Here is a 26,020-nt window from a genome sequence, read left to right as displayed (position 1 = left end):
GGTGATTTCATGCCTAAACTAACCGCCATGATGACCGTTAAAAATGAAGGAAATCGCTACTTAAAGAGATGTTTAGAAGCACTAGAGAAATATGTAGATGAAATTGTTGTGTTAGATGATGCCTCTACAGATGAAACACCTGAAATATGTCTTAAATTTCCCTTAGTAAAGTTGTATCGTAATGAATCTTCAATGTTCTTAGTCGATGAGTCAAAACTACGGGAGAAGTTATGGCACTATACAATTGAGAACAAGCCCGAATGGATACTGGCTATAGATGCCGACGAACTTATGGAAGAAAGTGGAATAAAAGAGTTTCCATATTTAATAAAACAAAAGGATTTTAACGCTATTAGTTTTCGTCTGTTTGACTGTTGGGAAAGTGAAGAATATTACCGGACTGATGGGATATGGAATCCATGGTTACGGGGGTTTTCCATCTATGGGGTTAAATATCAGCCTCAGTTAGCTGATCATTGGCCATCGTTAAAATTTCACTGTGGACGTTTTCCTTTGGCCTACAGAAAATTGTTAAGTTATGAAACAACCTTAAGAATTAAACATTTGGGGTGGATAGATTCAAATTTAAACAAGGCGAAGTACGAAAGATGTCTGCGTCAAGACCCTAATTTTGAATACATGAGTAAGGAACATTATGAAAGTATTATCTACCCTCCGGAAAAAATTAAACTGGAGAAATGGGTAGAACTTCTTTGATAAAGAATTAATATAATATAACAAAATAAAACACAAAAAATTTCTAAAATTATATTAAGGAAGGAGTGAATATAAATGCCTTTTACGATTTCAAGTACCAATAGTGGTAGTTCGGCAGGCACCGCCAGTGTTTCGATAACTGTCAGCCCAGAAGATGCCCTCTTTTCGCCAACGAACCTTGTGCCAGGAGAATCTGTTGGTTCTCCTCAACTTCAGGTTGCTAATGCTGGGGATGTAGATGCATACTATTATATTTTTGCCGATTGGAGTGCGGAGGGAACGACTACACCGGTTCAAGCTCAAATTCTAGCTGATCGATTAAATATAGCTATTGAAGATGAAACAAGTGCAGAGGTCTACAATGGACCAGTTTCTGGATTAGTGGAGCAACCTGCTGCAGGAAGATTATTGGATACTACAGATGATGAATTATTAACATTTGTTGTTAGTTTACCAGAAGATGTAAGCAATATTGTGCAAGGTCTTGAAATAAATGTAGATTTAGTGTTTGTGTCTCAAGCATCACCTGTAAGTTAATTAACTTTAAAGAAAGGGTTAATAGCCCTATAAAAATGGGCTATTAACCTATTTAATGAAACTAAAATTCTTTAAAAAATGAAACGAAATCCTTTGAAATAAGGAGTTGAATTTGTACTATGCCAAAGAAATTAGCTTTACTGACAACTAATTTTTTTAATCCAGCAGGAGACAGAATCATTATGGGAGGGGCAGAGCGATATCAAGTAGACCTTTGCAGACTGATTAAAAAGTTGGGAATGGATGTTGAAGTTTGGCAAATTGGGGATGGTTGGACTAAGGAATTTGATGGTGTAAAAATTAGAAGTATACCAGCCACAAAGTCAGAATTTAATACTTTTCCTGAACTTAATATGGCCTTTTATGAAAATGCCATGTCCTTCGATTACGCAATTTATTTTATCCTTGCTTTAGCTTTTCCGATAGTACACGAAAAAAGTATTGCCATTAGTCATGGTGTATATTGGGATTGGCCAGGTTTTCATATTTCAACAGGTCGACAAGAGGCCCATCAGGAATGGATCAGAAGAATGGGGGTAGCCCTTACTGGACCACAAAAACTCGTATCGGTAGACACCAATACCATTAACTTTTTTAATGGGACGTTACCAGGAAATTATAATAAGTGGGAGTATATTCCAAACTATGTAGATACAGATCTTTTTTGCCCAAAAGAAAGGAAAGAACCCGAGGGTGAAAAGGTCAAAGTGCTTTTTCCACGGCGCATGGTCCCTGTAAGGGGAGTGAATGAAACCATGAGGGCTGCTGAAATACTTACACGTCGATACCCTTGGATAGAGTTTCATTTTTGTGGAAGAGGGCATGATGATAAGGTAGAAAGGCTGATGACTCAATGGATCAATACACAGGAGCGATGCTTTTATTATTGGAAACCCTTTGAAATGATGCCCGAAATCTATCAGCAAGCAGATATCGTTTTAATTCCATCCCGTTCAACCGAGGGAACTAGCTTAGCAGCCCTAGAAGCAATGGCCTGTGGTAAACCTGTTATTGCGGGTCTTGCAGGGGGGTTATCGGATATTATTTTACAGGGATATAATGGTTATTTAATCAAGCCATCAGTGGAAAATTTAGTTAATGCTATTGAAGAGTTAGCCCTCGATAAAGTAAAGTCAAAACTTATGGGAAATAGAGGTAGAGAAGTGGCAATGAGCTTTAGTAAAAAGATATGGGAAGAACGTTGGGCAAAGGCCATGTCTGAAGTTTTCCGTTAGAAGAGATTGTTTTAGTGAAGAGGGTGATATGATGGCCTTCACATCTCCAAGTGTTGCCAATAAGAATAATACCTTTCATATAGTGGGGGCAAAATATCATCTGATCGTATATGTAAAGGAATTGATAAATTTTAGCCTTCTTCAGCAGGTATCAATGTTAGTTCCGACTTATAGCGATGGCCATCATTTAGTGACCCCAGAATTAATTCCCACAAGTATAGAATGTATTAATGTGAAAAGAGTAATAGACACCTGCTTAAAAGAACATGAGTATAAAATAAAGATTAAGGTTAATAGAGAGCCGAAAAGAATTCTTACATGCAGTATAATTGATGTAAAGGTTAATGTCGAGTCCACACCTTGTAAAGACAGAAAATATAGCTTTGCTTTAGGAATGCTTAGTTATGGGATTCTTATTAAATATATAGATGCTTTTGGAAAAGTTATCTCAATCATCTATAAGGTGCAGTCTTGTGTACAGTGGAGCCATGAAAAAGATAAAACTGCTTATCTTGATATAAAAGCTAAGGTAGACTGCCTCTACTCAAAAGTATGTCGCAATTCAACTGTGCTACATCAAACGATTAGAAAGAAATCTTTTCATCTATAAAATAGCTTAATATAAACATTTTCTCTATCATAAAAAAAGTAATAAGTTATATCTCTTTACAATAAACTTCAAGTAGATTATAATTTTAGTAAATGAATAATATGTGCTGGGGGTGCCTTTTGGCTGAGAGGGAAATTATTCCTAACCCTGTGAACCTGATGTAGTTAGTACTACCGTAGGGAAGCAGATTAACTTGATATATGTTGTACAATTGTTTTGTACAATCAATACAAGTCTACATAAGCTTACCTTTGGGTGAGCTTTTTTTAATGCTTTTAATGCTAATGAAATGATGATCTATATCTATTTCTTGTTGTAATGTTACTGATTAATATTTCGTTGAATCTAATGAAAGGAGGAGAATGGATGCTAATTAATGGTAAAGAAATGTCGTTTAAAGATATAACAGTACTAGAAGTTTTAGAAGAATTAAAGTTATCTCCAGAATTGGTTGTGGTGGAAGTAAATTATGAAATTGTAGCAAAGGAAGATTATCAAACTTGGATCTTAAACGAAGGAGACAAGGTAGAAATTGTAAGCTTTATAGGTGGAGGGTGATGGAGGGTTCATTGACTTTCACTAAAATTGATCAAGGTCAAAGTCATTTCATAATGGGGGACGTTAGGTTTCACTTTGAATGTCCTTTTAGTCGCCACATAATTTCTAGTTGTGGAATAAGAGTAGAAGTAAGGAGATGAGAAAAATGGATGAGTTGATAATAGGTGGTACATCATTAAAAAGTCGTCTGTTAATTGGTACTGGAAAATATGCCAGTAATAAGATGATGCCTAAAGTAATTGAAAGTTGTGGTACCCAAGTAGTAACGATGGCTGTAAGAAGGGTGGATTTGGAGGGTAAAGAGGAAAATATTTTAGAGTACATACCTAAAGATATTATTCTGCTACCAAATACATCTGGTGCTAGAAATGCTGATGAAGCTATTAGAATTGCAAGATTAGCTAGGGCTATGGGCTGTGGTAACTGGATTAAAATTGAAGTCATTTCTGATAATAAATACCTTCTTCCAGATAACTTTGAAACCATTAAAGCTACAGAGGTTTTGGCAAAGGAAGGCTTTATCGTCCTACCTTACATGAACCCAGACCTCATGGCCGCTAAAGCAATGGAAGCAGCAGGAGCAGCGGCTGTAATGCCATTAGGGGCACCAATAGGCACCAATAGAGGATTAAGAACAAAAGAGATGGTTCAAATATTAATCGATGAAATTAAAGTACCAATTATTGTAGATGCTGGGATCGGTAAGCCTTCTCAAGCGGTAGAAGCAATGGAAATGGGGGCGGCTGCGGTGTTAGTCAATACCGCCATTGCATCTTCCGATAACCCTATCGATATGGCAAAGGCTTTTGGTTTAGCGGTGGAAGCTGGTCGATTAGCCTATTTGTCAAAGGTGGGGCCAGAAAGAAAGCTTGCAAATGCATCATCACCCCTTACTGGCTTTTTAAGTGGAGTTGGGGAATAATGGGTTTTTATAATGAGCTGCTTACCTTTAAAGAAATAGACTATGAAGGATTTTTTAAAAAGATAGAAGAGAAGGATATCTTAAGAATACTTCAACAGAATAAATTAAGTCCTTTAGATTATTTAGCCTTATTATCCCCTAAGGCTTCCAGTTATCTAGAGGAAATGGCCCAAAGGGCCCATCAGCTTTCTGTACAACACTTTGGAAAGAGTATTCTACTTTATACTCCGATGTATTTGTCCAATCACTGTGTGAATCGGTGTGCCTATTGTAGCTTTAATGTAGACCATGATATTAAACGGGAAAAGCTTTCTTTAGCAGAAATAGAAGAAGAGGCTAAAGCAATCGCTGCAACTGGCTTAAAACATATTTTAATCTTAACGGGGGAGTCGAGGAAGGAAACACCAGTTTCATATATTTTAGAAGCAACGAAGGTGTTAACAAAATACTTTGATTCTATTTCAATAGAAATCTACCCATTAGAAACAGAAGAATATAAAGCATTAATGGAAGCTGGAGTAGATGGGCTAACTATTTATCAAGAGGTTTATGATGAAGAAGTCTACAAAAAAGTACATTTAGCTGGCCCAAAGAAGAATTATCATTTTAGATTAGATGCCCCAGAAAGGGCCTGTGAAGCAAAAATGAGAAGTGTTAATATTGGTGCCTTGTTAGGATTAAATAGCTGGAGAGAAGAGGCCTTTATGACGGGACTTCATGTTTCTTATCTTCAAAATAAATTTATGGATGTGGAAGTTAGTGTTTCTCTTCCTAGAATGCGACCCCATATAGGGGTGTTTAAGGATCTTGATTTTGTTGATGACCGAAGTCTGGTCCAAGTGATGCTGGCCTTAAGGATTTTTCTACCCTATGTCGGGATCACCATCTCAACCCGTGAAAGACAATCTTATCGTGACCATCTCATCCCCTTAGGGGTCACTAAAATGTCTGCAGGGGTTACCACAGCTGTGGGTGGCCATAGTGGTAAAGATGAAGGGATCAATCAATTTGAAATTGGGGATACCCGTTCTGTAGAGGAAATTAAGGAAGCAATATTAGCCAAAGGTTATCAACCAATTTTTAAAAATTGGATGCAAATATAGTATAAACCTAAACTTTTAAACTTAAAGGAGGTGGAAGACATGAATCTGTATCGAATTGTGGATGTTAATGTTAATCGAGTGTCGGAGGGGATTCGGGTTTTAGAAGATCTCGCAAGGTTTGTTTATGAGGTGCCTACAATTACAGATGATTTAAGGAAGTTAAGACATCAAGTCCGAAAAACGATGAATAGGATTCCATTAACAAATTATCGAGATGCGGCAAAGGATATTGGCTTCGAAATATCCGTTAATAGTAGCCTAGACAAGAAGGAAAGTATATCTAATTTGGTGGAAGCTAATTTTAAAAGGGTACAAGAGGGGATTAGGAGTATAGAAGAAACATTAAAGGTGTTAGGACATTACGAAGAATCTAAAATCTATGAAGCTTTAAGGTTTCATTCCTACGAAATAGAGAGAAGGTATCCTGTTTTAAAGAAACCTATTTTAGATACAGACCTTTACGGCATAACTGGTGAGGAATTTTCAAAGGGACGAGATAATATTCAAGTGGTAACTGAAATGCTCAAGGCAGATATTAAAGTGATTCAGTATCGAGAAAAGGATAAATCTAAAAGAGAAAAGTATTTACAATGTCTTGAAATAAGAAGGTTGACTAGAGAAGCAGGGGCTCTTTTTATTGTTAATGATGATCTTGATTTAGCATTATCAGTAAAAGCCGATGGAATACATATTGGACAAGAGGATGTACCAATTGAAGAAATTAGAAAGTATTCGGGGAACTTGATGGTTGGTCTATCTACCCATAATCCTCAACAGGCAATGGAGGCTGTAGAAAAGGGAGCCGATTATATTGGGGTAGGGCCTGTTTTTCCCACACAAACGAAAAAAGATGTTGTTAAATCTCAAGGGTTAGCGTATTTAAGCTGGGTAGCAGAAAATATTAATATTCCCTATGTAGCCATTGGGGGAATCAATGCTGCTAACATTACTTCTGTTAAAGAAAAGGGCGGTAGATGTATTGCAATGATCTCAGAAATTGTAGGAGCCCCTTCTATTAAAGAAAAAGTAAAGGAATTAAGAAATTTACTTGAGGAAACTGGATAATACCATAACGCTAATATTATACACAAGATATTTTAGCAACAATGTAATGAATAGTAAAAAGAAGCAAGTAAAAAGGATTAAAAGAAATTATATCTAAAGGGAGACGATAAAAATGAATTATACTACTCAAATGGATGCAGCTAGAAAAGGGATTATTACAAAGGAAATGGAAGTTGTAGCCCAAAAGGAGCAAATGGATGTAGAAAAACTAAGGGACTTAATTGCAAATGGTAAGGTAGTTATTCCAGCGAATAAAAATCATAAGTCTTTAGATCCAGAAGGAATTGGAGAAGGTTTAAGAACTAAAATTAATGTAAACTTAGGTATTTCAAAAGATTGCCCCAATATTGATGCAGAAATGGAAAAGGTGCAGACTGCCCTTGATATGAAGGCAGAGGCGATTATGGATTTAAGCTCCTTTGGTAAAACAGAAGAGTTTAGACAAAGGTTAGTTGAAATGTCTCCTGCCATGATTGGTACTGTACCAATGTATGATGCTGTTGGCTTCTATGACAAAGAGCTTCAAGACATTACAGCTGAAGAATTTTTAGATGTTGTTGAAAAGCATGCAAAAGATGGTGTTGACTTTGTAACGATCCATGCAGGGATTAACCGAGCTACAGCCGATGTATTTAAACGTAATAAGCGTTTAACCAATATTGTTTCTAGAGGAGGGTCTTTATTATATGCGTGGATGGAATTAAATAACCAAGAGAACCCTTTCTATGAATACTATGATAAGTTATTAGAGATCTGTGAAGCCTATGACTTAACCTTAAGTTTAGGAGATGCTTGTCGACCTGGAAGTATTAATGATGCCACCGATGCAAGTCAAATTAATGAACTTATTGTATTGGGAGAATTAACTTTAAGAGCTTGGGAAAGAAATGTACAGGTAATGATTGAAGGACCAGGCCATATGGCGATTAATGAAATTGCTGCTAATATGCTAATCGAAAAGAAACTTTGCCATGGAGCACCATTTTATGTATTGGGACCAATCGTAACTGATGTAGCCCCTGGTTATGATCATATCACCAGTGCCATCGGTGGAGCAATTGCAGCAAGCAATGGTGCAGATTTCCTTTGCTATGTAACTCCAGCAGAGCATCTAAGACTTCCAAATTTAGAAGATATGAAGGAAGGTATTATTGCTTCAAGAATTGCTGCCCATGCAGGAGATATTGCAAAGGGAATTAAAGGTGCTAAAGAATGGGATTATCAAATGAGTCAAGCAAGACAACAATTAAATTGGGAGAGAATGTTTGAACTTGCCATCGATCCAGAAAAAGCTAGAAGGTACAGAAAAGAGTCTATGCCAGAGCATGAGGATAGCTGTACAATGTGCGGAAAAATGTGTTCTATGCGGAATATGAACAAGGTTATGGCCGGTAAAAATATAAACATTCTAAGAGAAGATGACTAAACTATTTTTAATAACCAACAGAAGACTTGTAAAGGAAGGAAGTTTTTTCAGTAGGATAGAAAGGGCGGTAGCAGGGGGGATCGACTCAATCATCTTAAGGGAAAAGGACTTATCCTATGAAGAACTCTTACCTATTGCTAAAGAGATTAAGGATAGCGTAAAAAAAGAAGGGACGCAACTTATCGTAAACGCCAACCTAGAAGTAGCAGAAGCTATTAGTGCTGAAGGTTACCATATAGGTTATGAAACCTTTATGAAGAATAAGCCTAGTTTTGATGGTTTGATTGGTGTATCTGTCCATAGCTTAGAAGAAGCAATAGAAGCCGAGAAGCAGGGGGCGAATTATCTGCTTGCCAGTCATGTTTTCGTAACCAACTGTAAAGCTGGTTTAGAACCAAAGGGGTTAGCTTTTATTGAATCAATTCTTTCAAGGGTAAAGATTCCTGTTATTGCCCTTGGGGGAATTAATTTAGAAAACGTAAGGAGTGTCGTATCCCTTGGGGTTGAAGGAATAGCCATCATGTCAGGGATTATGGAGGCGGAGGACCCCTATAGAATAACTCAAGCATTTAAAGAAAAAATGAAGTAGTTTATAAGTAGTAATAAAGCCTCCATCATAGGGTTATATGTTGGGGGCTTATTCTTTGGGTTATTGACTCTGGGTTTATCTGGTATTCTTTTATAAGAACTGGTAGAATAATAATAAGTTTTAACTTTAACCGTTAGGAGTGATACTATGGAAAAAAAGTTCAAATTTACGAGAATTGGCTATGCTTATATTCCAACATCAAATCTAGAGAGATCTATTGACTGGTATACAAAACACCTAGAGTTTAAACTGATGGACAAGTTTGAAGATCGGGGTTCATTCTTAGCAGTGCTTCATCACCCCCATAAACACGCCATTGGGTTATTATTAATTGAAACAAAAGACAAACAATCTTTGCAAATCTCAAGAAATGGTGAAGCTTTTCCAATAATGGCCTTTAACTGTCCTGATATTGATTATACCCATAAGACCTTAAGGGCAAATGGAGTTGAAGTAGGAGATCTACATAGTCTTGGAAATGGAGAGGCAAAGTATTTTTATTTTAGAGACCAAGAAGGAAATCTATTAGAAGCTGCTTGGTCCCTATGGGACACAAAGGATGAAATTAAAGAAGGTTTTTATAAGGAGGACTAGCAATGAAATATGATGTGATTTTACTTGATGCAGATGGCACTTTATTTGATTATGATCTGGCAGAAGCCAATGCCCTAGAAAAAACTTACCAATATTTTAATCTTAACTACGATAATCAAGAGCTAAATCAATATAGAATAATAAATAGCCAAATTTGGAGGGATTTTGAGGAAGGAAGAATCGATTCTAAAAGTTTAAGAACAGAAAGGTTCAAGAGATTATTTAAAGACTCTAAAGAAGCGGTGGATATAGAGGGCTTTAGTAAACGGTATTTGACCCACCTAGGTGAAGGTGATTATCTAATTGATGGAGCAGAGGCGGTTTGTAAATACCTTTACAAAAAGTATCAAATTATCATCTTGACCAATGGGATAACTGATGTGCAGTATTCTAGAATTAATAGATCACCATTACATAAATATATCCATAAAATCATTACCTCAGAAGAAACAGGATTTAAAAAACCGGACATCGGAATATTTGATTATACCTTTCATGCAATTGCCCACAAGGATAAGGGTAGGACACTAATTATTGGAGATTCCCTGAGCTCAGACATACAGGGGGGAGTAAATTATCAAATTGATACTTGCTGGTATAATCCTCTAGGTGATGAAAATAAAACTGGATTAAAACCAACCTACGAGATCAAGGATTTAAAAGAACTTATGGAGCTATTATAAAAAATGATGATTTTATTTAAAGGAGAATACAATATCAAAACAGATATGGTTTTTTAAATTAATAGTTAATAATATCGTTAAATTAATTGTAGAGACATTATTGTTGAATAAACTGACAAAAAATTTAAAATTTAGAAGGATTAGTAAACTGAAGGGAGAATACATAGTTAAATAGAAATTTGATTTTTTGTATATTCTTGTTTGAAAGGGGTGTGGGAAATGAAGTTTACTAAGATAGCAATATTATTTAACAAATGTTTTTCACTGTATCTTTTTTACCGATTTGTTGCGCAAATACCTCTGGTAGTTTCCCTATTTTTAGGGGATTATTCCTATGAATTGCAGATAGGATGGTTGTATTTATCACCTCCGATTCTTCACTTGGGGTTAGGGATCTTATTTTGGATATTCTCTAAACCTATTGGGGTATTTATGACTAAAGAGATTGGGATAGGAGAGGGTAGTGAAAACGAAGTAGATTATCATTCTTTAGAAGTAATAGCCTTTTCTATTATTGGGATTTTAATGGTAGCAATTGTTATTCCTAAATTAACAACTTCTTCAATACAGCTATTAGGATTACGTAATACCTATTCCCATTTAGGTAGGAAATTATCACAAGACCCTATTTTTATGAATTACTTCTCTGAAATGATAGGTAATTTAGCTCAGCTACTAATTGGAATAATTTTGTTATTAAAAGCAAAAGGAATTGTTAATGTAGTAAGGTCATTAAGGAAAGCTTAAAACTTTAAGAAGTAATACCAATAAAAAATTCAGCTAAAGAAACTGGATAAAGAAACTAAGATAAAGAAATTAAGGTAAAGAATCAAACAAATTCAATAAGCCTATTGAGGGGAAAAATCGATGAAAAGTAATATTTACAGACTAAGCTCCTTTGCTAAGACAAAGGACGGAGGGAATCCAGCGGGAGTCGTGTTAGAGGCCGACCAATTATCTGAAAGTGAGATGAAGCAAATTGCAAAAGATGTAGGTTATTCAGAAACGGCCTTTGTAATGAAATCTAATATAGCAGATTTTCGTGTAAGATTTTTTACTCCAGTAGAAGAGGTAGATCTCTGTGGACATGCAACGATAGCAACCTTCAATTTATTAAGGGATTTAGGTCGAATTACGCCAGGGAATTATAGCCAAGAAACAAAGGCTGGTGTCCTTCGCTTACAGATATCTGACGATGAAGTCTTTATGGAACAAACATTACCTATATTTGATCAGATACTCTCTTTTGAGGAAATTAAAGAATGTTTTAAAAGTTTAGAAGAGGACTGCTTAGATAACCTGCCAATTCAAATTGTATCTACAGGTTTAAGGGATATAATTTTACCTATTAAACATCTGAAACTCCTTAATGGGCTCAAACCCAATCATGAAAAAATAATTGAAATAAGTAAAAAATATAATGCTATAGGAATCCATGCCTTTAGTTTTGAGAGTCTACAAAAGGTTAGTGGCCATTGCAGAAACTTTGCCCCTTTTTATGGGATTAATGAAGAATCTGCTACGGGGACAGCTAATGGGGCCTTAGCCTGCTACATTAGTAAATATAAAGCTCATTTACAAGATCAATTTGTTTTTGAGCAGGGGTATCATATGTTGAGACCTTCAGAAATAAAGGTTAAAATAAAATTCGTTGCTGAAGAGTTAGTTGCCCTATATGTAGGCGGTAATGCAATTATGATTAATGGTTTTTAGTAATCTAAGGTAATCTATAATAATGACCTATTTGCATAATACCATAACGACAAATTTATATATTTATATAGGATTGATACTATCTCTTCAAATAAAAATATAATAAAACTAAAGCCTAGTAAATCAATTTAATTGCCCCTCTAGGCTTTATTATTTTCTTTTGAAAAGGGGGAGATTCTTCATATATTTCCCTGGAAATAGAATCTTCGACAAAATTAATAGGAGTTTCAATAAATTGACAGTCCTTAGGGAAGGCTTTATACTAAAATGAGGATATAATTACCAGTAAAGGTAGTTTGTTGTCTATCGTTGGGAGTTGATTAAATGAAAAGGTTAGAGGTTAATGGATTATATAGTGGCTACGAAAAGGTAGAGGTTTTAAAGGATGTCTCTATAGAAATTAATTCTGGCGAGATTGTAGGATTAATTGGTTCAAATGGAGCCGGTAAAACAACTTTGCTAAAAACGATTTTAGGGATTATCCCTCCTACAGAAGGAAAACTGATTGTGGAGGGAGTAGAAATAGATCAGGATTGGAACCAAGCTAAAGGGAAAATAGCTTATATACCAGAAATGCCCTTGCTCTATGAGGAGTTAACGCTATTAGAGCACTTAGAATTTACGGCTATGGCAAATGGTGTAGATAAAAATGTTTTTGAAAAAAGAATATCAAGGTTATTGGATACCTTTAATATGAGGGATAAATTACATCACTTTCCTAATTCCTTTTCAAAGGGGATGAGGCAAAAAGTAATGGTCATGTGTGGTCTATTATATGACCCCACCCTTTTTGTAGTAGATGAACCCTTTATCGGTCTTGATCCTAAATCGATTAAGGCATTAGTGAATATTTTGAAGGAAAAAAGAACACAGGGGTTAGGGATTCTAATGAGTACCCATGTCTTAGATGCTGCCGAAAGAATCTGTGATAGGTTCATTGTGCTTTCGGGGGGACGGGTATTATACCAAGGGACATTAGAAGAAATGAGACGAGATAGTAAAATGTATGAGGCAGATTTGATGGATCTATTTGATTATTTTGTGGAGGAAGTAGTATGAATCCCATATTCGGATTGTGGAAAAAGAGGATGATTTATTTTACTAAACTTTATTATAAGTTTATTGCCTTTCAATTTGATGCAGTTATTACCCTTTATACAGTAGCATTAATTGCATTACTTGGGTTAGCTTATTTTCCTTATATTGATGAATATATTAACCTTTTAAGTGTAAATCCTTACTTTAAGATACTTCAAATTATCACCTTAATTGTCTTATTAAGTGGTGAAATTAAAGGCTATTTAAAGGGGGCAGATGAAGTATATCTTTCCCCGATGAATGTTTCGGGCAAGGAATTTGTAAGTTACTCTGAAAAGTTAAATTTAACCTTGGCTATTGTAGGGTGGAGTCTATTTGTCGGACTACTTTATCTATTAAATCCTGTTATTAAGGTAGGAGAGAGGGTTGATTTTGGTTATTTTTATATTTTAGGTCTACAGATTAAAGTGTTATATATGGTTATAAAATTTATATTATATCAAAGATATAAAACGGGCTTCAAAAGAATAATGAAATATCCCATCAAAGGAACTTATTGGGTGTTATCCTATGTTTTTGTTTCTAGATGGTTTGAAGGAACTTCGTGGGGTATAAGTAATTTAGCTATTATATTTTCTTTAATAATACTACTTTTAGCTTTTTACTATATAAAAAATAAAACGGTGATTAAATGGATTCCTTGGATTACTGATGAAGCTAATGAGCGGGCTAGAATTTTAGCCACTCTTTTAGGGGAACCTCCAAGGGAAAAGCTAAGCTCTAAAAGAAGGACTCCCAAAACATTTAGTGGTAGAAAGTTTGAACCATTTAGTAAGGTAGGCGGGCTGCTACTCCTTTATTTTAGGTTGTTATTTAGAGGTAAGGGAAATATTCAATATATTTTCCAGATTTCCACTGTAATTTTTATTATTTTCCTTTTAGAAACCGAAATGTGGTTTATTACAATCGGTATATTTTTCATTACATTTTTGTTGAGCTATTATATGGTGTCAATCTGGAACCAACTGATAGAAGATGTATGGATTAAAATATATCCCTTTTCTTTAAAAGAAAAGTCTAGGGCTTTTCAATTAGGGCCCTTTATTGGGTTAATGCCTTTGTTACTATTAATATCTTTAATTTATTTTATTACTAACAAAGTTTTAATTCATCCTGTAATAGATTCGATTGTTCTTTTTGTATGGGTTTATATTGTGATATCCTTTAGAACAACCATGGTTATGACGAAAATAAAAGGATAATCTTTTGCAGGAATATTAAAGTTTTCATAGAAATAGGATATTACAAAATATAAAAGTAAGGTGGGGGATTGGATTGATTAACACAAATCAGCAAAAAAAAAGTAAGTTATTAATTTGGCCTATTATTATAATAGCAATTATATTCTTATTGCCATTGGGAATGTTTTTAGGGTGGAAAAGGATGAAGGCAGAGGAAGCAAGCCTTACCTCAGGTAAATCTGCAAAGAACGTAGGAATCGGTTTTCTTATTTTTTATGGTTTAACGGTATTAACCTCTATGGGTAGTATCTTTACCTATGATGGTTTTAAAGATATAATCTTTTTTACTTTTATTGCTTTAATTCCAGGACTCTATTTATTTTTTGCAGGTAATAAGTTGTCCAGCCGTAATAAACTTTATCGAGAATATATACGTCTGATAGATGATGTTGGGGTGAATTCCATCAAAAACATTGGCAATACAGTAAACAAAACCACTGAAAATGTTAAGGATGATTTGAGAAGTATGATTAATCTTGGTTTTTTATGGAATCACTTTATCGATGATGACCATGGACTAATTGTTAATAAGAATGCGATAAAAAGAAATTCAGAGGAAGCTGTTACTATTGAAAGAATTAATGTAAAGTGTGATAGCTGTGGCGCCACAAGTAAAATCATTAAGGGGATAGCAACGGAATGTCAATATTGCCATACTATACTACAGGGTTAATGATCCTTTACTTATAGGATAGGAGGAGAAATTGATGGAAATGAGAAGAAAAGACAGACAAATCTCCCATGAAGAAGCAGAGGCGATTTTGGTTAAAGAAGGAGTAGGTATTTTATCAACAGTAGATGAAATGGGGCAGCCCTATGGTGTACCCGTAAACTACGTTTATGCGAATAAAGCCATTTATTTTCATTGTGCTTTAGAAGGTCATAAACTGAACAACATCAAAAAAAATAATCGTGTTAGTTTTACTGTATATGGTGATCACGAAGTTATATCAAAGGATTTTAGCACTAATTATGAAAGTGTCGTTACTTTTGGAAAGGCTGAAGTTGTAGATCAAGAAGAAAAAACAGAGGTCTTAAGACTAATTATCGAAAGATTTAGCCCCGATTTTATTAAGGAAGGTTTAGCCTATATAAGTAGAGCAGAAAATAAAACAGCTGTTGTAAAAATAAATATTGAGCATATGACTGGGAAGCGAAGAAATCAATAAACCCCTTATTATGTTCTATGATATTATAATTAATCAAATTGAAACCTAACTATTGAAAAGGCACCCATTGGGTGCCTTATTAAAGTTTATGAAATTCTAAACCATTGATCTACTTCCATTTCAGCCTCTTCTGGTGATATCCCATAGTATTTATGAAGTTTGCTAATGAGGATATCTACATTACCATCAATCTCTTCTACCTCATGATCAGTTAATTTAGACCATTTGGATTTAAGTTTTGACTTAATATTATCCCACTTAATTTTAAATTCTTCACGATTCATAGGGCACCTCCTTAATTAAGTAATTACTTTGCTTATTGATAGTTTCATAATAGAGGAAATTCATAATACCATAACCATAAATCTGAATTTATATTGGTTTTATGCAAATTCCTCAATAATGAGTATATTTATGAAATACCCAAGAAAATTTTGGATAAACAATTCAATAATATTGATATATTGATTTCTGTAATTAGTAGGAAAGGATATAAATGCAAGAAATCGTTTTGGTTTGAGTAATATATTTTATATTAAGGAAATGGGAAATGACATTGCCTATGGTGAGCTTCAACTTTCATATTTAAATAATTAAAATTTAAATTCTTACTTTAGATTACACAATCCCCTTAAGTACTGATTATGCAATGAATAGTTAGGGCATTAGTGAAGAAGTGTATTAATAAAAAAACACATTAATATAACAGAAAACTTGAAATTTTTAATCTATTGAGGGATAATAGAAGAAGGATTTATTAGACCATCGAAATATATGAATTGTGTTGGGGAGGAAAGGATATGGAAAAAATAGCATTAAAGGATTTTACACAATTTAAGTTTTTGTCAGGTTTAGAATATGGACCAAAGGGAAATGTCGCTGCCTTTGTTGTCCATGAATCGGATGTAGAAAACAATAAATATCTTTCAAACATTTGGTTGCTAAAGGAAGATCAAAGCGCTACACCACTAACAACCCTTCAAGAAGAAAGAAACTTTATCTGGCGACAGGATGGAGAACACATTTTGTTTCCTAGTATGAGGGATGAAAAGGATAAAGAAAAGGCTAAAAAGGGAGAAATCTTTACTCAGTTTTATCAAATTAATATTAACGGGGGAGAAGCTCAAAAAGCCTTTAGAATTGGAGAAAGGGTTACTTCAATTAAAGAAATAGATGAAGAAACATTTTTAATTACTGTTGTTCATGATCCTAGCATGACTGATCTAGATACCTTAGAAGAGGGAGAAAAGCAAAAAGAACTAAAAAGACGAAAAGATGCAAAGGACTATGAAATATTAGATGAAATTCCCTTCTGGAGCAATGGTGGAGGGTTTACTAATAAAAAGAGAAATCGACTTTGTTTATACCACGTTAAAGATCAGCGACTTGAGGTGCTAACAGAGGTTTTAACGACTATTCATGGGTATCAGTTGAATGAAGATAAAACTAAGGTAGTTTTCATTGGAAACACTTATGAAAATAAAGCAGAAATGGATAATGATATCTATCTGTATGACCTCGTAGCTAAGCAGTTAGAGAAGCTAGATTACATACCATCAAAAAGCCACATGACAGCCCATTTTATAGGTGAAAACCAGATAATTTACATAGGTAAAACCAGAGAAGATTTTGGAATGAATGAAAATCCAAAGTTCTATTTAATAAACCTATCTAAAAGAGAGACTAAATGCCTTACCCCAGAATTTGATTGTAGTATTGTTAATTCGGTGGGTTCTGATTGTCGATATGGAATCTCCTATGGAGAAACAATAAAAAAAGATGGTAACCATTTATACTTTGTTACTACAGAGGAAGAATATGCATTTTTAAATAGGATCGATGCCAATGGGAATATAGAAAAACTAAGTGGAAAAGGTGGTACAGTAGACACCTTTACAGTAAAGAATGAAGCCATACTTTTTATCGGTCTACAGGAACAAAAGCTACAAGAAATATATCGGTTAGAAAATGGTGGCGTCAATGAAATTACACAATTTAATAAGGATTTTATAGAAGGTAAGAAAATCATCAAACCAGAAAAACTAACAATTGAGACAGATGCAGGGGTCAATATTGATGGATGGGTTATGAAACCAGCAGATTATGATGAAAACAAGAAATATCCAGCTATTTTAAATATTCATGGGGGGCCTAAAACTGTCTATAGTGATGTTTATTATCACGAAATGCAATATTGGGCTAACGAAGGCTATTTTGTTTTCTTCTGTAACCCAAGGGGAAGTGATGGAAAGGGTAATGACTTTGCCGATATTAGAGGGAAGTATGGTACAATAGACTATGAGGATATTATGAAATTTACTGATGCAGTATTAGAGAAATATACTGCTATAGACCATGAAAGAGTAGGGGTAACAGGTGGCTCCTATGGTGGTTTTATGACCAATTGGATTATTGGACACAACCATCGTTTTAAAGCAGCTGCCTCCCAAAGAAGTATAAGTAATTGGATCTCCTTCTTTGGTACTACTGACATTGGTTACTATTTTGCTGATGACCAAATTGCAGCAACTCCTTGGGCTAATCATGATAAATTATGGTGGCATTCTCCTTTAAAATATGCAGATCAAGTGAAGACTCCAACTCTATTTATCCATTCAGAAGAGGATTATAGATGCTGGTTAGTTGAGGGGATGCAAATGTTTACTGCTTTAAAATATCATGGAGTCCCTTCAAGAATGTGCATGTTTAGGGGAGAAAACCATGAATTAAGTAGAAGTGGAAAGCCTAAAAATAGAATTAAACGTTTAGAGGAGATCACTAATTGGTTTAATCAGTATTTAAAGGGTGAATAGTTAAGTTTTAGCTGATAGTACTCCTGTTGGTAACATTTTCATGAAAGGGTATTATCAGCTACTTTAATTTGTAGGCGTATTTTAATGGGATACTTAGGTAGATCTAACCCATCTAGCCCATCTAACCCATCAAAAATTGGCTAATTTGCTTAGTGGGGGAATTATATGAAGATAAATAAAAAAATGTTAATTGTAGTCCTAATCGCTTTTGTATTATTTATATTATTCTCATTGAACAACTACTTTTCAGGTGACATACATGTTATTCACCAATTTACAATTCAAAATAAAGAAACCCTTTTAGGGAAATATTACATTACTGGCTACTATGGTATTGTTCCTGAATTAAAAGAAATACAGTTTGAGTTAAAAGATACTGATAGCTTTATATATGAAGAAGGACCACGGAATAGAGAGCATGTATATATTAGTGAAGTTTGGGCTTTAATTGAAGAAGATCAAGATTATTATATTGTATTTAAGGAAAATAAATTTCCATGGAATATATTTAGGAAATATAATCTTCTTGAATTCCATGGTTATTGAATGTCTTAAGTGCCCCCTTAAATATAAAAAATATCTACATTCAAATGATGAAAATAATCAAAATATAACTGAACAGACAACTTTATCCCTTTAACCCTGTAGTAGAACTGATAGGGTTTTATTTTTTAGATTTTATGATTAATTTAGTTATAGAATTGACAGAATAGCAATAAAAAGATAAAATCAAAAGGTCGAAATTAAATATTTTACTATAATATTTTATATAAAGGAAGAGGAAAAATGTCAGAACAAGTCTTTAGTTTTAATGAAGAAGTAGAAAGAAGAAGAACCTTTGCAATCATTTCCCATCCAGATGCGGGAAAAACCACCTTAACAGAGAAACTTTTACTGTATGGGGGTGCAATTCGTTTAGCAGGTTCGGTAAAGTCTAGAAGAGCACAAAAACATGCAGTTTCCGACTGGATGGAAATAGAAAAACAAAGGGGGATCTCTGTAACCTCCAGTGTGCTTCAATTTAATTATGATAATCATTGTATAAACATTCTTGATACCCCTGGGCATCAAGACTTCAGTGAAGATACTTATCGTACATTAATGGCGGCCGATAGTGCAGTAATGGTAATTGACTGTGCTAAAGGGGTAGAGGATCAAACAAAGAAGCTTTTCCATGTCTGTAAAATGAGGGGGATACCGATCTTCACCTTCGTAAACAAGCTAGATAGAGCTGGAAAAGACCCCTTTGAACTGATGGAGGAGATTGAAAAGGTATTAGGAATTCAGTCTTACCCAATGAACTGGCCTATCGGTACTGATGGTAACTTTAAGGGGGTTTATAACCGTCAGAAAAAGCAAATTGAAGTGTTTGGAGAAGGTAACCACGGACAATCGGTGGCGAAGGTGGTTTCTGGTGATGTTACGGACGAAAACCTAAAGGGGCTTTTAGGAGAAAGTCTTCACAACCAACTGATAGAAGAAATTGAGCTTTTAGATATGGCTGGAGATGAATTTGATATTGATAAAATCCTTAAGGGAGAGCTGACACCAGTTTTCTTTGGTAGTGCCATGACAAACTTTGGGGTACAACCATTTTTAGAGGGTTTCTTAAAGCTAACAACACCACCAACCCCTCGTGAAAGTAATCAAGGTATAATTGATCCTAAAACGGAGAACTTTACAGGATTCATCTTTAAAATTCAAGCTAATATGAACCCTACCCACAGGGATAGAATTGCCTTTATTAGAATTTGCTCAGGTAAATTTGAAAAGGGTATGCAGGTTAATCATGTACAAGAGAACAAAAAGATTAGATTATCTCAACCACAACAATTCTTAGCCCAAGACCGTATCGTGGTAGAAACTGCTTATCCGGGAGACATTATCGGGGTCCACGATCCAGGTATTTTTAGAATCGGTGATACCCTTTGTGAAGATGGGTCAAAAATCCAATATGAAGGAATCCCAGTTTTCGCACCAGAACATTTTACAAAAATCTATGCTAAGAATTCTTTAAAAAGAAAGCAATTTTTAAAGGGAATTACCCAGCTATCAGAAGAAGGCACGATTCAAGTCTTCAAACGTCCCCATATCGGTGTAGAGGAACTAATTGTTGGTGTTGTTGGGGCGTTACAGTTTGAAGTATTAGAATATCGTCTTAAGAATGAATATGGTGTGGATATTATAATGGAAAATCTACCCTATAGATATATCAGATGGGTAGAGACTGAGAAATTTGACCCAGACACCTTTGGTATTACGATGGATACCTTAATTGTTCAAGACGAAGATGAAAACCCTGTACTACTATTCCAAAATGAATGGTCAATAGAGCGGGTTAAAGAAAGAAATAAAGATGCTATCTTAAGGGATATCTCTTTAAGAAAAGTAAAAGTATAATAGATAATAGAGAACTGTCTTTGATGATTTAATTGTTAAAGGCAGTTTTTTTAAAAAAAGGATAAAAGACAGGGGCGAAATTGATCCTGTCTTTTATAAATATAGAAAAATAGACTTAATTTAGATTATCATACTTTTGAAGAATTTTCATTTCAAGGTTCTCAATGGAGTAGTCATGATGATTTAGGACAAAGTATAAAATATCTTCTTCAGTTTTTAGGGGTTTTAATAACTCATAACCCCTTTGTGGATGGGTTAATTGATATTCTAAAGACTTTTGAAGGAAGCTGGGTAGAAGGCTTTTTTTTATTTTAAGCTTCTTAGCCAACACGACAAATGATTTGTTTATAATGGTTAGGTTTGTATCAACCTTTCCCACATCATGAAGGAGGGCAGCCTTTATTAATTTATTGTTTGTTGGAGCTTCTGACTGACAGCCATAGGCAACATTAAGGCTATGATATTGTTCACTAACCCTTAATTTAAGAAATAAATTCTTTTCTTGAGGGGTTAACTGTTGATTAATAAATTCAAGGTCTTTGTCTGTAACCTTTGCAGTAAGTCCATTAATAAATTGTTTTACTCGATATAACATAAATCTATACCTCAATTCTTTTAGAATAAAAAACGAAAATGATCTTGTAATATTCTGCTCTCGATAAAGTTATTATACATTAAAAATGATATTTTATAAATATATCCTAGTAATTTGAAAGTTAGTTAAATTTGCTACCATAGGGTTTATTTTAAAAAAATTGAGATATATAATAAAGAAAGAGCTAGAAACTATGAAAAAATATTCTAAATAATAAGGGAGTGATGGAATGAAGGCGCTGTTTACATATGATTATGGAAAAGAATATATGAATGCAATTAAAGATTTAGGATACCAAATTATAATTGTTAAGGAAAATGAAGTTGTGTACGATGACTCTATGGAGGATGTAGAGGTACTTGTATGCTATAATCCTTTTTCAACATTGGATATTAGTAAAATGACTAATTTAAAATGGATACAGCTATCTAGTATTGGTGTAGATCAAGCACCAAAGGAGATCCTTTTGAAAAATAATATAACGCTTACTAATAATAGAGGTGGATACAGTATTCCTATGGGGGAATGGGTAGTTTTAAAGATGCTTGAGATCTATAAAAATACTGCTAAAATGTATCAACAACAAAAAGAGAAGCTATGGAAGATGGATACCTCCCTATTAGAGCTATATGGAAAGAAAGTAGCATTTATCGGAACAGGTAGTATTGCTAAAGAATCAGCTAAAAGACTGCAGGGTTTTGGGGTAGAGATAATAGGGGTCAATACGACTGGAAGGGACACAGAATTTTTTCATAAGTGTTACCCAATAAGTAAAATGGATGAAGTATTAGAAATGAGTGATGTTGTCGTATTAACAATTCCCTACACACCTAAAACCCATCATCTTATAAATAAAGAAGCACTATTAAAAATGAAGAAGAATGCTGTTTTAATTAATGTCAGTCGAGGGAATATTATTCATGAAAAAGAGCTTGTTGAAGTGCTTTCAGATAATCATTTAAAAGGGGTAGCCCTAGATGTATTTGAAGAAGAACCCCTTTCTACAGAAAGTCCCCTATGGGACATTGATCGAGTGCTAATTTCACCCCATAATTCATGGATATCGGAAATGAGAAACCAAAGAAGGTCTGAAATGATATTAGAGAACATGAAGCGTTACATCAACAACAATGAGCTTCTGAATAAGGTTGACCTAGAAAGAGGATACTAGCCGTAAAAGAGCATATCATAAAGATTCTCCTCATATATATGTACTAGCATAATCAAAAATTGTATAGGGGGGGGAATACTTTGTTAGCATGGATCGCAGTTATATTAATCATTATTGGAGGTTTAAATTGGGGTTTAGTTGGGTTGTTTAATGTAGATGTAGTAGCAAGTATTTTCGGTGGATCTAGAAATCCTGTAGCGCGGCTGGTGTATATTTTAATTGGGGTGGCGGCGTTGTATACGTTACTAATGCTATTCCTAAGATAAGCCAGATGAAAAGCCGCCATCTTCTGTGTCACTGCAATCAACCAGCACCTTTACGTATTTTTATATACGCTACAGTCGCTGTCTGATTTTGATCCTTGAATCTAACGACTTTTGATCTGGCTTAAAACTGGCTGTTGAAAAGCCGCTATCTTCTGTGTCACTGTAATCAACCAGCACCCTCACGTATTTTTATATACGCTACGGTCGCTGTCTGATTTTGATCCTTGAATCTATATACATAAAAACCAAAGAAAGGGAGGGGTCTTTATGGCAAGAATAAGACCACTTGAAAGAGATGAAGTAAACGGTAAAGCTCAAGAAATATTTGATGATTTTCAAAAGCAAAGGGGAAATATCCCTAATATGTTTAGAACCCTTGCTTATCGAGAAGAACTATTAGAGACGGCCCATGCTCATTTTAATAATGTCCTTTTTGGCGGAACAGTTGATATTAAATTAAAGGAAATGTTGGCTGTTACGGTGTCTCAGCTTAATGAATGTAGCTACTGACTTGCATCCCATACCGTTTTGGCAAAACGGTTCGGTGTCTCTGAAGAATCTATGGATAAACTGTTAAAGGGACAACAAGACCCATCAGTTTTTACTGAAAGGGAAATGGTTGCTCTAGAATTTGCTAGAGTTATGTCTTTAGATTCCTTGTCGGTGGATGACGACCTATGGAAGCGTTTAAGTAGTCATTTTGATGAAGGTGAGATAGTGGAAATAGCATGTGTTGTAGGGACATTTAACTATTTTAATCGATTTAACAACGCTCTAGGTGTAGAAATAACGAAATAACTAAATAATTAAACAGTTAAATAAAAGCAAAGAAACGTCTCGAAGTAGATTTTACATTTTCTATTTTGAGACGACTTTTTTGTGCTGATAGTGATTTTTAAGATGTATAAAAATACTTGTCAAAAAATTCAGTATACAGTATACTATTAATAAAAATTATTACTGGATAATCTACTAACTAGGGAGATCTAATAAAAATGATGTAATTTTCTTAAGTAACTTTAAATTATATTCCATCTATGAAAATATAAATTTAACATCCAATATTAGTAAGTGATAAAATAATTAGGAGATGATGAAATGGGAAAACACATATTAGAAGAGGGGAAAAAGTGTCTTCAATGTAAAAAGCCAGCCTGTAAAGCAGGTTGTCCAATAAATACTGCTATTCCTGAGATGATCAAACTATTACTAGATGGGAATATTCAGATGGCTGGAGAGATGCTCTTTAAAAATAATCCCCTTTCTGTTATTTGTTCTTTGGTATGTCCCCACGAAAAGCAATGTGAAGGTCACTGTATATTAAATAAAAAATCTACTCCAGTTCAAATCAGTTCTATTGAGAACTATATATCAGATTATAATTTAGATATTATGAACTTAAAACCGATAAAGCGACTAAATAGAAATATTGCCATCATTGGTTCGGGACCAGCGGGTATCACAATAGCTTTTATGTTAGCATTAAAAGGTTATAATATTACCATTTTTGAAGCCCATGATAAAATTGGTGGGGTACTAAGATATGGCATTCCAGAATTTAGATTACCAAAAAGGATTCTTGAAAGGCTTAAAGATCAATTGTTAAAGCTTGGGGTGAAAATAAGACCAAACACAGTAATTGGACCAGTTTTAACGATAGAAGAACTTTTTCGGGACGGATATGACGCTTTATTTATAGGGACAGGTGTATGGAAACCTAAAAAAATGAATATAAAAGGAGAAAGCTTAGGACATGTGCATTATGCGATAGATTACTTGAAAAATCCAGAGGTATATGAACTAGGGGAAAAGGTATGTATAGTTGGGGCTGGAAATGTTGCTATGGATGTTGCCCGTACAGCCTTAAGAAAAGGAGTAAAAGAGGTTTATATTATGTACCGAAAAGGCTTTGAAGAAATGTCTGCCAGAAAAGATGAAGTTGAATATGCAAAAATTGACGGAGTTAAGTTTGAATTATATAAAGAACCCATTGAATTTACTAGTGATGGAGTGATCTATGTAGAGACGAAGGATAACAACCATGAAAATGATGAAAGTCAGAATAAAGATAATGAAGTAAAACAATTATTTCAATGTGACGCTATTATTGTTTCAGTTAGTCAGGGCCCTAGAAGTAATATAGTCTCTACAACAAAGGGAATTGAATTAAATCAATATGGCTTAATTATTACCGATGAGTACGGTAGAACAACAAGAGAAGGTGTGTTTGCTTCAGGCGATGTTGTTACAGGAGCTAAGACAGTTGTAGAAGCAGTTAAGGTTTCAAAAGAAGTAAGTGAAATCATTCATCAGTATGTTGAGGAAAAACGAGGATGATTAGAAAAATTTATAAATAGCATGTAAAAAAAGGAATGACTGTTATGCAATTATCATGCATGGAGACATTCCTTTTTTACGTATAACTGGAAGAAGTCTAAGGTTGAATAGTAAATCAACATTGCGAAACGCCAAATTTCTCTACTAAAAAGTTATTTCAATTATTATTTAAGTGGAAAGTTTTTAACCAATTTCAAACTAAAACATATAATGTAAATAGAAGCCTTGAAAGGAGGGTTTACGTGTACTATTATTATGGAACGCCTTATCATATGCCAGCTGTACAGTCATTGCAGGTTCCCGAACCACCCCCATGTGTAGGTGGAACAATTTACACAGTTAGACCAGGAGATACAATGTTTCGCATTGCAAATGAATTTGGAATTACGTTACAAGCTTTAATTGTAGCAAATCCTCAGGTAGCTAATCCAAATATTGTTTACCCTGGTCAAAGAATTTGTATACCTATTGAAGTAGAACCACCGCCACCACCAGGTCCCTTCTGTCCAGATGGAACAATCTACACAGCAAGAAGGGGAGATTCACTTTTCTCCATAGCCAGACGTTTTGGTATAACATTACAACGAATGATACAAGCAAACCCACAAATACCAGATCCTAACGTTGTTGAAGTTGGTCAAAGAATATGCATTCCACCTCCAGACGATATACCAGTACCTACAGGAATTTGCAGAGTAAATTTAATACCCCAACGGGAAGGTGTATTTGGTGGCACTTCCTTTATTAACATTTCAGAAGGGGATGTTTGGGTTGCGACATTTGGGTTGCCAGCCCCTAATGATCTAGATCCTGGTCTAAGTACTTATCGAGCTTGGGTGGTTGACGAAAATCAAGAACTGTATTATTCCTTTACTTTAAAGGTAACAGATGCACCAGGGATAGAGGCAGGTTATTCAGCTGCCAATATGAGTTTCGAAGGATATGACTCTATTATTGTTACAGCTGAACCTTATCCAGTTCCTACCCGACCAAGCGGACCAGTTTTATTAAGGGGTACAATAATTCCATGTTAGTTAAATGAAAAGCCCAGTGGTATATCCACAGGGTTTTTTCATGGAGAAAAGGTGGGTTAGACGACTTAGAGACGATTGAGAAATGTAAAAATTAGAGAGAAGAATTTAAATGAACCTAAGTAATATGTTATAATGAAGAGGATG

29 protein-coding genes and 1 riboswitch are annotated in these 26,020 nt (G+C 34.6%); of the genes, 27 read left to right on the top strand and 2 right to left on the bottom strand.

Going from position 1 to position 26,020, the window contains the following annotated elements; translation table 11 throughout:
• The first annotated feature begins 9 nt into the window (after positions 1–9).
• The 18 genes from T335_RS0118045 to T335_RS0117955 all read left to right on the top strand — a co-directional run bounded on the left by T335_RS0118045 (position 10) and on the right by T335_RS0117955 (position 15,260).
• Positions 10–717, top strand: coding sequence for a glycosyltransferase (locus T335_RS0118045; protein WP_026478774.1), 708 nt, complete (start codon positions 10–12; stop codon positions 715–717).
• A 75-nt stretch (positions 718–792) separates the two neighbouring features.
• A complete protein-coding gene (locus T335_RS0118040) occupies positions 793–1,254 on the top strand; it encodes a hypothetical protein (RefSeq protein WP_026478773.1) in 462 nt (153 codons plus the stop codon).
• Positions 1,255–1,373: 119 nt separating this feature from the next.
• Positions 1,374–2,489: a glycosyltransferase family 4 protein gene (locus T335_RS0118035; RefSeq protein ID WP_026478772.1), complete on the top strand. Its 1,116-nt coding sequence runs from the start codon at positions 1,374–1,376 to the stop codon at positions 2,487–2,489.
• 31 nt (positions 2,490–2,520) lie between these two features.
• A complete protein-coding gene (locus T335_RS0118030; RefSeq protein WP_026478771.1) occupies positions 2,521–3,099 on the top strand; it encodes a hypothetical protein in 579 nt (192 codons plus the stop codon).
• A 98-nt stretch (positions 3,100–3,197) separates the two neighbouring features.
• Positions 3,198–3,298, top strand: a riboswitch (TPP riboswitch).
• 167 nt (positions 3,299–3,465) lie between these two features.
• The gene (gene thiS, locus T335_RS0118025) at positions 3,466–3,657 is read left to right on the top strand and encodes a sulfur carrier protein ThiS (protein WP_026478770.1); all 192 of its coding nucleotides are present in this window, start codon (positions 3,466–3,468) and stop codon (positions 3,655–3,657) included.
• A 145-nt stretch (positions 3,658–3,802) separates the two neighbouring features.
• A complete protein-coding gene (locus tag T335_RS0118015) occupies positions 3,803–4,579 on the top strand; it encodes a thiazole synthase (protein WP_026478769.1) in 777 nt (258 codons plus the stop codon).
• Complete coding sequence (gene thiH / locus T335_RS0118010) at positions 4,579–5,682, top strand: 2-iminoacetate synthase ThiH (protein WP_026478768.1); 1,104 nt, start codon at positions 4,579–4,581, stop codon at positions 5,680–5,682. Before T335_RS0118015 ends, thiH begins: the two co-directional genes overlap by 1 nt.
• A gap of 39 nt (positions 5,683–5,721) precedes the next feature.
• Complete coding sequence (gene thiE, locus T335_RS22940; RefSeq protein WP_026478767.1) at positions 5,722–6,747, top strand: thiamine phosphate synthase; 1,026 nt, start codon at positions 5,722–5,724, stop codon at positions 6,745–6,747.
• Positions 6,748–6,859: 112 nt separating this feature from the next.
• Entirely contained in the window at positions 6,860–8,173 is a 1,314-nt protein-coding gene (gene thiC, locus T335_RS0118000) for a phosphomethylpyrimidine synthase ThiC (RefSeq protein WP_026478766.1), read from the top strand.
• Positions 8,166–8,762, top strand: coding sequence for a thiamine phosphate synthase (locus tag T335_RS0117995; protein ID WP_026478765.1), 597 nt, complete (start codon positions 8,166–8,168; stop codon positions 8,760–8,762). Before thiC ends, T335_RS0117995 begins: the two co-directional genes overlap by 8 nt.
• Positions 8,763–8,909: 147 nt before the next feature.
• The gene (locus T335_RS0117990) at positions 8,910–9,356 is read left to right on the top strand and encodes a VOC family protein (protein WP_026478764.1); all 447 of its coding nucleotides are present in this window, start codon (positions 8,910–8,912) and stop codon (positions 9,354–9,356) included.
• A 2-nt stretch (positions 9,357–9,358) separates the two neighbouring features.
• Entirely contained in the window at positions 9,359–10,039 is a 681-nt protein-coding gene (locus tag T335_RS0117985; protein WP_026478763.1) for a YjjG family noncanonical pyrimidine nucleotidase, read from the top strand.
• A 219-nt stretch (positions 10,040–10,258) separates the two neighbouring features.
• Positions 10,259–10,786 carry a hypothetical protein gene (locus T335_RS0117980; RefSeq protein WP_026478762.1) on the top strand — a complete coding sequence of 176 codons (528 nt, stop codon included), beginning with the start codon at positions 10,259–10,261 and terminating at the stop codon, positions 10,784–10,786.
• 120 nt (positions 10,787–10,906) lie between these two features.
• Positions 10,907–11,752, top strand: coding sequence for a PhzF family phenazine biosynthesis protein (locus T335_RS0117975; protein WP_026478761.1), 846 nt, complete (start codon positions 10,907–10,909; stop codon positions 11,750–11,752).
• 324 nt (positions 11,753–12,076) lie between these two features.
• The gene (locus T335_RS0117970; protein ID WP_026478760.1) at positions 12,077–12,811 is read left to right on the top strand and encodes an ABC transporter ATP-binding protein; all 735 of its coding nucleotides are present in this window, start codon (positions 12,077–12,079) and stop codon (positions 12,809–12,811) included.
• Entirely contained in the window at positions 12,808–14,052 is a 1,245-nt protein-coding gene (locus T335_RS0117965; RefSeq protein ID WP_026478759.1) for an ABC transporter permease, read from the top strand. The genes T335_RS0117970 and T335_RS0117965 overlap by 4 nt, the downstream gene beginning before the upstream one ends.
• Before the next feature lie 73 nt (positions 14,053–14,125).
• Complete coding sequence (locus T335_RS0117960; RefSeq protein ID WP_026478758.1) at positions 14,126–14,764, top strand: hypothetical protein; 639 nt, start codon at positions 14,126–14,128, stop codon at positions 14,762–14,764.
• Positions 14,765–14,798: 34 nt separating this feature from the next.
• A complete protein-coding gene (locus T335_RS0117955) occupies positions 14,799–15,260 on the top strand; it encodes a pyridoxamine 5'-phosphate oxidase family protein (protein ID WP_034328864.1) in 462 nt (153 codons plus the stop codon).
• Positions 15,261–15,346: 86 nt separating this feature from the next.
• Here the strand turns inward: T335_RS0117955 and T335_RS0117950 are convergent, their stop codons facing one another.
• Positions 15,347–15,544 (bottom strand): CsbD family protein, encoded by a 198-nt coding sequence (locus tag T335_RS0117950; RefSeq protein WP_026478756.1) that lies wholly within the window; start codon positions 15,542–15,544, stop codon positions 15,347–15,349.
• A gap of 516 nt (positions 15,545–16,060) precedes the next feature.
• Here T335_RS0117950 and T335_RS0117945 point away from each other — a divergent pair.
• The 3 genes from T335_RS0117945 to T335_RS0117935 all read left to right on the top strand — a co-directional run bounded on the left by T335_RS0117945 (position 16,061) and on the right by T335_RS0117935 (position 20,473).
• Entirely contained in the window at positions 16,061–18,073 is a 2,013-nt protein-coding gene (locus T335_RS0117945; RefSeq protein WP_026478755.1) for an alpha/beta hydrolase family protein, read from the top strand.
• Between the two features lie 165 nt (positions 18,074–18,238).
• Entirely contained in the window at positions 18,239–18,619 is a 381-nt protein-coding gene (locus T335_RS0117940) for a hypothetical protein (RefSeq protein ID WP_026478754.1), read from the top strand.
• 240 nt (positions 18,620–18,859) lie between these two features.
• Complete coding sequence (locus T335_RS0117935; RefSeq protein WP_026478753.1) at positions 18,860–20,473, top strand: peptide chain release factor 3; 1,614 nt, start codon at positions 18,860–18,862, stop codon at positions 20,471–20,473.
• 115 nt (positions 20,474–20,588) lie between these two features.
• Here the strand turns inward: T335_RS0117935 and T335_RS0117930 are convergent, their stop codons facing one another.
• A complete protein-coding gene (locus tag T335_RS0117930; protein ID WP_026478752.1) occupies positions 20,589–21,068 on the bottom strand; it encodes an HD domain-containing protein in 480 nt (159 codons plus the stop codon).
• A gap of 229 nt (positions 21,069–21,297) precedes the next feature.
• On the opposite strand from T335_RS0117930, the gene T335_RS0117925 reads away from it, so the two are divergent.
• The 6 genes from T335_RS0117925 (at position 21,298) to T335_RS22105 (ending at position 25,876) form a co-directional block, all read left to right on the top strand.
• Positions 21,298–22,239: a phosphoglycerate dehydrogenase gene (locus T335_RS0117925; protein ID WP_026478751.1), complete on the top strand. Its 942-nt coding sequence runs from the start codon at positions 21,298–21,300 to the stop codon at positions 22,237–22,239.
• Positions 22,240–22,319: 80 nt separating this feature from the next.
• Positions 22,320–22,505, top strand: a complete 186-nt coding sequence (locus T335_RS0117920) for a DUF378 domain-containing protein (protein WP_034328862.1) — start codon at positions 22,320–22,322, stop codon at positions 22,503–22,505.
• A gap of 267 nt (positions 22,506–22,772) precedes the next feature.
• Positions 22,773–23,015, top strand: a complete 243-nt coding sequence (locus T335_RS0117915; protein WP_026478749.1) for a carboxymuconolactone decarboxylase family protein — start codon at positions 22,773–22,775, stop codon at positions 23,013–23,015.
• A gap of 51 nt (positions 23,016–23,066) precedes the next feature.
• Entirely contained in the window at positions 23,067–23,303 is a 237-nt protein-coding gene (locus T335_RS0117910) for a carboxymuconolactone decarboxylase family protein (protein ID WP_026478748.1), read from the top strand.
• 300 nt (positions 23,304–23,603) lie between these two features.
• A complete protein-coding gene (locus T335_RS0117905) occupies positions 23,604–24,842 on the top strand; it encodes an NAD(P)-dependent oxidoreductase (RefSeq protein WP_026478747.1) in 1,239 nt (412 codons plus the stop codon).
• A gap of 242 nt (positions 24,843–25,084) precedes the next feature.
• Positions 25,085–25,876 carry a LysM peptidoglycan-binding domain-containing protein gene (locus T335_RS22105; protein WP_207640695.1) on the top strand — a complete coding sequence of 264 codons (792 nt, stop codon included), beginning with the start codon at positions 25,085–25,087 and terminating at the stop codon, positions 25,874–25,876.
• The last annotated feature ends 144 nt before the right edge of the window (positions 25,877–26,020 follow it).

Source organism: Alkaliphilus transvaalensis ATCC 700919 (assembly GCF_000621485.1).
In the GTDB taxonomy this organism is placed as follows: Bacteria; Bacillota; Clostridia; order Peptostreptococcales; family Natronincolaceae; genus Alkaliphilus; species Alkaliphilus transvaalensis.
This window is presented reverse-complemented; position numbering and strand designations above follow the sequence as displayed.

Coding starts and splice junctions, on each gene's coding strand:
- T335_RS0118045 (WP_026478774.1), top strand. CDS start 10: ATGCCTAAACTAACCGCCATGATGACCGTTAAAAATGAAGGAAATCGC.
- T335_RS0118040 (WP_026478773.1), top strand. CDS start 793: ATGCCTTTTACGATTTCAAGTACCAATAGTGGTAGTTCGGCAGGCACC.
- T335_RS0118035 (WP_026478772.1), top strand. CDS start 1,374: ATGCCAAAGAAATTAGCTTTACTGACAACTAATTTTTTTAATCCAGCA.
- T335_RS0118030 (WP_026478771.1), top strand. CDS start 2,521: ATGGCCTTCACATCTCCAAGTGTTGCCAATAAGAATAATACCTTTCAT.
- thiS (WP_026478770.1), top strand. CDS start 3,466: ATGCTAATTAATGGTAAAGAAATGTCGTTTAAAGATATAACAGTACTA.
- T335_RS0118015 (WP_026478769.1), top strand. CDS start 3,803: ATGGATGAGTTGATAATAGGTGGTACATCATTAAAAAGTCGTCTGTTA.
- thiH (WP_026478768.1), top strand. CDS start 4,579: ATGGGTTTTTATAATGAGCTGCTTACCTTTAAAGAAATAGACTATGAA.
- thiE (WP_026478767.1), top strand. CDS start 5,722: ATGAATCTGTATCGAATTGTGGATGTTAATGTTAATCGAGTGTCGGAG.
- thiC (WP_026478766.1), top strand. CDS start 6,860: ATGAATTATACTACTCAAATGGATGCAGCTAGAAAAGGGATTATTACA.
- T335_RS0117995 (WP_026478765.1), top strand. CDS start 8,166: ATGACTAAACTATTTTTAATAACCAACAGAAGACTTGTAAAGGAAGGA.
- T335_RS0117990 (WP_026478764.1), top strand. CDS start 8,910: ATGGAAAAAAAGTTCAAATTTACGAGAATTGGCTATGCTTATATTCCA.
- T335_RS0117985 (WP_026478763.1), top strand. CDS start 9,359: ATGAAATATGATGTGATTTTACTTGATGCAGATGGCACTTTATTTGAT.
- T335_RS0117980 (WP_026478762.1), top strand. CDS start 10,259: ATGAAGTTTACTAAGATAGCAATATTATTTAACAAATGTTTTTCACTG.
- T335_RS0117975 (WP_026478761.1), top strand. CDS start 10,907: ATGAAAAGTAATATTTACAGACTAAGCTCCTTTGCTAAGACAAAGGAC.
- T335_RS0117970 (WP_026478760.1), top strand. CDS start 12,077: ATGAAAAGGTTAGAGGTTAATGGATTATATAGTGGCTACGAAAAGGTA.
- T335_RS0117965 (WP_026478759.1), top strand. CDS start 12,808: ATGAATCCCATATTCGGATTGTGGAAAAAGAGGATGATTTATTTTACT.
- T335_RS0117955 (WP_034328864.1), top strand. CDS start 14,799: ATGGAAATGAGAAGAAAAGACAGACAAATCTCCCATGAAGAAGCAGAG.
- T335_RS0117950 (WP_026478756.1), bottom strand. CDS start 15,544: ATGAATCGTGAAGAATTTAAAATTAAGTGGGATAATATTAAGTCAAAA.
- T335_RS0117945 (WP_026478755.1), top strand. CDS start 16,061: ATGGAAAAAATAGCATTAAAGGATTTTACACAATTTAAGTTTTTGTCA.
- T335_RS0117940 (WP_026478754.1), top strand. CDS start 18,239: ATGAAGATAAATAAAAAAATGTTAATTGTAGTCCTAATCGCTTTTGTA.
- T335_RS0117935 (WP_026478753.1), top strand. CDS start 18,860: ATGTCAGAACAAGTCTTTAGTTTTAATGAAGAAGTAGAAAGAAGAAGA.
- T335_RS0117930 (WP_026478752.1), bottom strand. CDS start 21,068: ATGTTATATCGAGTAAAACAATTTATTAATGGACTTACTGCAAAGGTT.
- T335_RS0117925 (WP_026478751.1), top strand. CDS start 21,298: ATGAAGGCGCTGTTTACATATGATTATGGAAAAGAATATATGAATGCA.
- T335_RS0117915 (WP_026478749.1), top strand. CDS start 22,773: ATGGCAAGAATAAGACCACTTGAAAGAGATGAAGTAAACGGTAAAGCT.
- T335_RS0117910 (WP_026478748.1), top strand. CDS start 23,067: ATGGATAAACTGTTAAAGGGACAACAAGACCCATCAGTTTTTACTGAA.
- T335_RS0117905 (WP_026478747.1), top strand. CDS start 23,604: ATGGGAAAACACATATTAGAAGAGGGGAAAAAGTGTCTTCAATGTAAA.